The sequence below is a fragment of the Salinicola sp. RZ23 genome, from assembly GCF_003206675.1.
In the GTDB taxonomy this organism is placed as follows: domain Bacteria; phylum Pseudomonadota; class Gammaproteobacteria; order Pseudomonadales; family Halomonadaceae; genus Salinicola; species Salinicola endophyticus.
On record NZ_PZJK01000031.1, the window covers coordinates 1 to 4,470 of the forward strand.

Annotated in this window: 5 protein-coding genes; all 5 read right to left on the bottom strand. The window is 51.3% G+C overall.

All coding sequences use genetic code 11. From position 1 onward, the window contains the following. On the bottom strand, positions 1-537 hold a 537-nt coding region (locus tag DOM67_RS19670), incomplete at its 3' end, for a DUF6708 domain-containing protein (RefSeq protein ID WP_348627313.1). After that, positions 537-1,463 carry a hypothetical protein gene (locus tag DOM67_RS19675; RefSeq protein ID WP_157958929.1) on the bottom strand — a complete coding sequence of 309 codons (927 nt, stop codon included), beginning with the start codon at positions 1,461-1,463 and terminating at the stop codon, positions 537-539. The genes DOM67_RS19675 and DOM67_RS19670, both read right to left, overlap by 1 nt. A gap of 148 nt (positions 1,464-1,611) precedes the next feature. Further along, a complete protein-coding gene (locus DOM67_RS19930; RefSeq protein ID WP_157958930.1) occupies positions 1,612-2,484 on the bottom strand; it encodes a hypothetical protein in 873 nt (290 codons plus the stop codon). A gap of 4 nt (positions 2,485-2,488) precedes the next feature. Next, on the bottom strand, positions 2,489-3,493 hold the full coding sequence (locus tag DOM67_RS19935) for a hypothetical protein (RefSeq protein WP_157958931.1): 1,005 nt from the start codon (positions 3,491-3,493) through the stop codon (positions 2,489-2,491). Between the two features lie 2 nt (positions 3,494-3,495). Next, positions 3,496-4,470: DUF2345 domain-containing protein (locus DOM67_RS19690; RefSeq protein ID WP_232825326.1), on the bottom strand; the 975-nt coding region annotated here is incomplete at its 5' end.

Sequence of the window (4,470 nt, forward strand, 5' to 3'; positions counted from 1 at the left end):
ATAGACTTTGTTACCGCCGGCGAAATTGGGCCGGTTGATATAAATTTTGCGCGTCTTGCGATTGAAACGGACTACGATATGACGCTGGACCAGACACTCCATGCGAAATATCCAGAAGAGATAAACAAATGCAGCCACCATAATCAACCATAGACCCCACGTACCTACTGTTGCCAAATAGTCTATAGTCTCAGCGGATCTACCCGTATTAGGCATCACTCCAGTCCAAAAAATACTGCTCAGCCCCAACAAGAAATATGGAAAAAAAAACAAGCCTAACAATAGAGGACTTAGACCCAACACCCCCCCCCTCCACTCATTGAAGAAGGTTCTAACATCCATATAGGTATCGTTCATCCGGTAGATGGAGCGTGCATCGGATGGCGCGTCGCTGACCTGCCGCTCCTGCATGCCCCGGTACTGCTTGCCGTACTTTTCGGTTGCCTTCTCGAACTGCTTCATATCACCCTCGAACCCGGTGATATCCTTCTTGCTCGCGGTCAGGGTGCGGCGCATCAGCCATTCGATAAAATACATCAGGTCACGTCCTGTAAAGCCTGGTGAAAGGCGCCGACTTCTTCCGCATAGTCCGCGTAATAATCTGGCACATCTTCAGTGGTAAAGACACAGCGTTTGCACCACGCCTCCAGCGCATCGTCGCCGAAAAACCAGAACCCGATCGTCAGAATGATGCCAGCCCAGGAGACCACGGCAAAACCGGCCATCAGCACGCCTCGTATGGCCGCCGACGCCAGGGTGCGGGCCAGTGGCGCCAGCAAACCGGCTAGCTGGCGCGCCAGCGCGGTTTTGCCCTGCTGTGCAACACGGGATAAAAAGGCCGTCGAAGACGACAGCGTCACTGCCGTGCCCAGAATAGCGATACCCACATTAGCTAAAAATCTTGCGCCATACGCAAAAACAAGGATGGTATTATCTTTCTTCACTTGAACAGCGAACTCTTGCAGATCATCTATCGCTGAAAACAATGCCCCCACCGACGCCAGCATCCCTCCCCAGAACGAAAAGCCGCCCAACTGGAAACGGGCCGCCTTGCCCACATCTGTCGCACGGTATTTCCCCATCACCATGACCATATTGATACTGGAGGCTGCCGTGTCGGCGATCGACCCGGCCACGACGACGAGCGCGCCCGCGATCTTGGCGTAATCCCGCGAATCCTTGTCCTGCTTGGAGAGCGTTTGACAGAGCGCATAGCTTTCGATGATCGCCACTGCCACACCCAGCCGGAATTGCATGAACTGGCTGCCATTGCCTTCCAGCGCCGCTCGCATATCGTGTGACAGGAAGCGCTTGGCCTTGGCAAGTTCACGTGCCGAGCCCTTGCTGAACCAGCGGCGATTGACGCCGATCTGCGCAGCATGCCGAGCGAGCTGTGCACGCACCAACCCCAGGGAAATGCGCAGCGTGGCCCGGTCCATGGTCTCGCTGCGCGCGCCTTTCAAGCCCCTCCAACATTAGAGCGAGCCGCCCTTAAAGCAACACCGTCGACTGCCAACTACTCACAGGAAGAAAACTGCTTTTCGGAGCCATCCCAGCCGAATATAAACACAGCTCGCACAACTAATTAAAAGACACCAAAAAACTCTCAACCTATCTTTGCAGCGACTTAACCTTGGGGTCTTGATAGGTCTCATCTATATTCAGGCCTAGCTTGCAGAGAGCCCTTTCTTTCTGTAGCCGTATATCATGCATGGATTTTATCATCGTAGGCAAAAGCTCTAACCAGCGACCCTTTTCCTCCCCTTTAAAATATTGCTGGTACCATGCCCTCTCAGTATAGAACGAAAAAGAGTAAACATAAGACGACTTACCAGACAACTGTTCAGATTTCATCTTCTGCACAGTGATACGGAGATATTCTCCTTTACTACGATTATGCATCATCCAGGCGGAGGATGGGGGCAGGCTCTCCCACTCTTCGTTTGTCATTTCATATGCGGCATCTAACATAGGACTCTTTCTCAAAATATCCCTGACTTCCTTATCCTCCTCGTATGCCAAAACCGCCTCTTTTCCAAACACCCTTGGCTGAGACAAGGCAATATGCCTTTCCCATCCGGCTTTTGAAAGCCGAGCAACAACTGAATAAAAAAAGGTTCTATTGTCGCCATCACTGGAACCGTCAGGATAGGGAGCCATCATAAGATCAAGCTCCCTCACCTTTTTATCGCCAGCTTCATCTGCCAGCAGTTCTATACTGCTGACACCAAAAATCACTACCCCCCCTGACAATGAGACAGAAGGCAAATCAGCGGAGCTCGCTGATTTAGAAAACCCATAAAAGCAAACCCCATCCAAACATTCCTTAGAAAAACCAATCTTGCTAGAAGAAAGAGTATCTTCAACACTTCCCCCTAGGAACACATCAACGGCATTATCAGAAGCAAACACTTTACCTCCAAAAAACATCGCCAGAAATAAAAAGAAGCATAGCAAGCCGTAACCTCTGATGTACACACACATTTAATCACCAAGAAGCAATGGCAGATATTTGCGAGCGCATATAACCTTGATCATTCTCCATCAACTGATGATACCTTACTGCCACCGCCCTAATAAAAATCATCCGATCGACCTCATTATATAAATCGCCTTCCTGCATGGCAACCTCTTTGTCTTTATTATCATCTCCGATATCACACTGAATGGAAAAAGAAGCAACACGCCTAGGAATAATATTAAAAAAGTCGACACTTTCACCTATCTCCTGAGCATCCAAGACTCTTGCAAAAACGAAATTATCGTATATTAATGGCTGCAGAATTTTCAACTGCTCATGAAAAGCAATCTGGAGCAGAGAGTCAAAGCGAGCCTGACTCAGGCTTAAAGGATCAGCATCAAGCTCCATTTCCCTAATCAAAGAAAAGCCATTAGAAACATACTCATTTATCCTAAAGTAGTTCACTTTCTCTAACGCATCATCAGCCCAAGGTAATGCAGCCACATTACCTAACACGTCAAACTCAGATGAAGAACTATACAACCTACTGTCCCTAGAATCAAAGCAACACTCATAACAGTCAGAATGATTGGCATAAAACCAATGCCAAACAAATATATCTTGAAATAACCAGAAGTTTCCCTCTCCTAAGTAGTTCTTGGATATCTTGCCACCAACGCCAGAAGGATTAGTTACCCATAACCACAATGACTCTGAAAATTGAAGCGCGCACATAACTTGCTTGCTTGCAAATGCGGCCAACCCCATCCAGTAAAATCGCCCTTCCTTATCCGGCGCGCAGCCGTCCTCTTGCTCTAGATAAAAGCGAGCATACACGCCAGCAATAACTTTCGCCCGCTCGCTGAATTTTGAAATCAGTTCGTAATGTGCTTCGCTATCGAAGAACCCTTTTCTCAGAACACTCAACTTACGTATAGCCTCTTGCTGCCCTAAAGACCAGAGCTCACTGCAAGAAACCTCCTGCATTTGAACTGAGCAGGCGCGGGAGTTGGTTTTAAACTCATGTTCCATACTCACTCCTTAAACTTATCTGCGCCTGGAGGCACGGTTAACTTATCAGCAACTAAGGACACTTTTCCTTTGTCTTCAGTCTTTGCGAACCACCGCGCGCCTCTGCCATCATGGTCGGTCTTTGAAAACTCTATTTTGGATGCACCATGCAACTCTGTTCTAGTTTGCACACTAGGCAGGGGGCGGCCCGAAGGTTTAACAAATAAATTTTGTTCATCGTAATATGAATAACCGTGAGGTAAGCGTGCACTCTGAAAATTCAGGCTCGCCGGACCACCGAAGTTCTTCGTCGCGCCCTTGACGGTCACCTTGCCGGGAGCGTGCAGCTCGATATCGCCGCCCTTGATGCGCACATAGGCGCCGCCGCTGACCAGCAGAATCTCCTTGGCGGCAGCGAAGTCGATCTTGTCTTCCGTGGAGGTCACCCCGAGATCCCGCCGTGCGGTGGCTTCCAGGTTGTCCGACTGCGCCTGGAGATCCACCTTGCCCCGCGCCGCGAACAGCTTGATCCCGGCCTTCTGCACGAACAGCGAGAGCTTCTCGGAGATCGAGGCGACCAGGCTCTTGCCGGTGGCGACGTTGACGTCCTCACCGCTGGAAACACTCAGCGAACGCCCCTGGGCCAGGTGAGTCGATTCCGGCGTGCTCATCGTGATGCCGGCGGGTGAGGCCATATGCAGCCACGGCGCTTTCATGCGTGCCGCTTCGCCGCGGCCACCGCTGTCGGTGGCACCACGGGCGTTATCCTGCTTGGCATCCGCAAGCTGTTCGCTGTTGCCGTAGGTATCGTCGGCGTCTTCGCCCGCCTGCTTGAGGTGCTCGCGCGCGTCGAGGGCGTCGGCGTTGTGGTCCGCCGCACTCTGGCTGAGGCTGTCGCTGAGCTGGTAGGCGCTGTCGAGCTGCTGCCGTGCCGGGGTAAGGTCGAGCTGGTCGCCGCTGGCGCCGAGCTGGCCCCAACTGGTGAGGTAGAGCCCCTG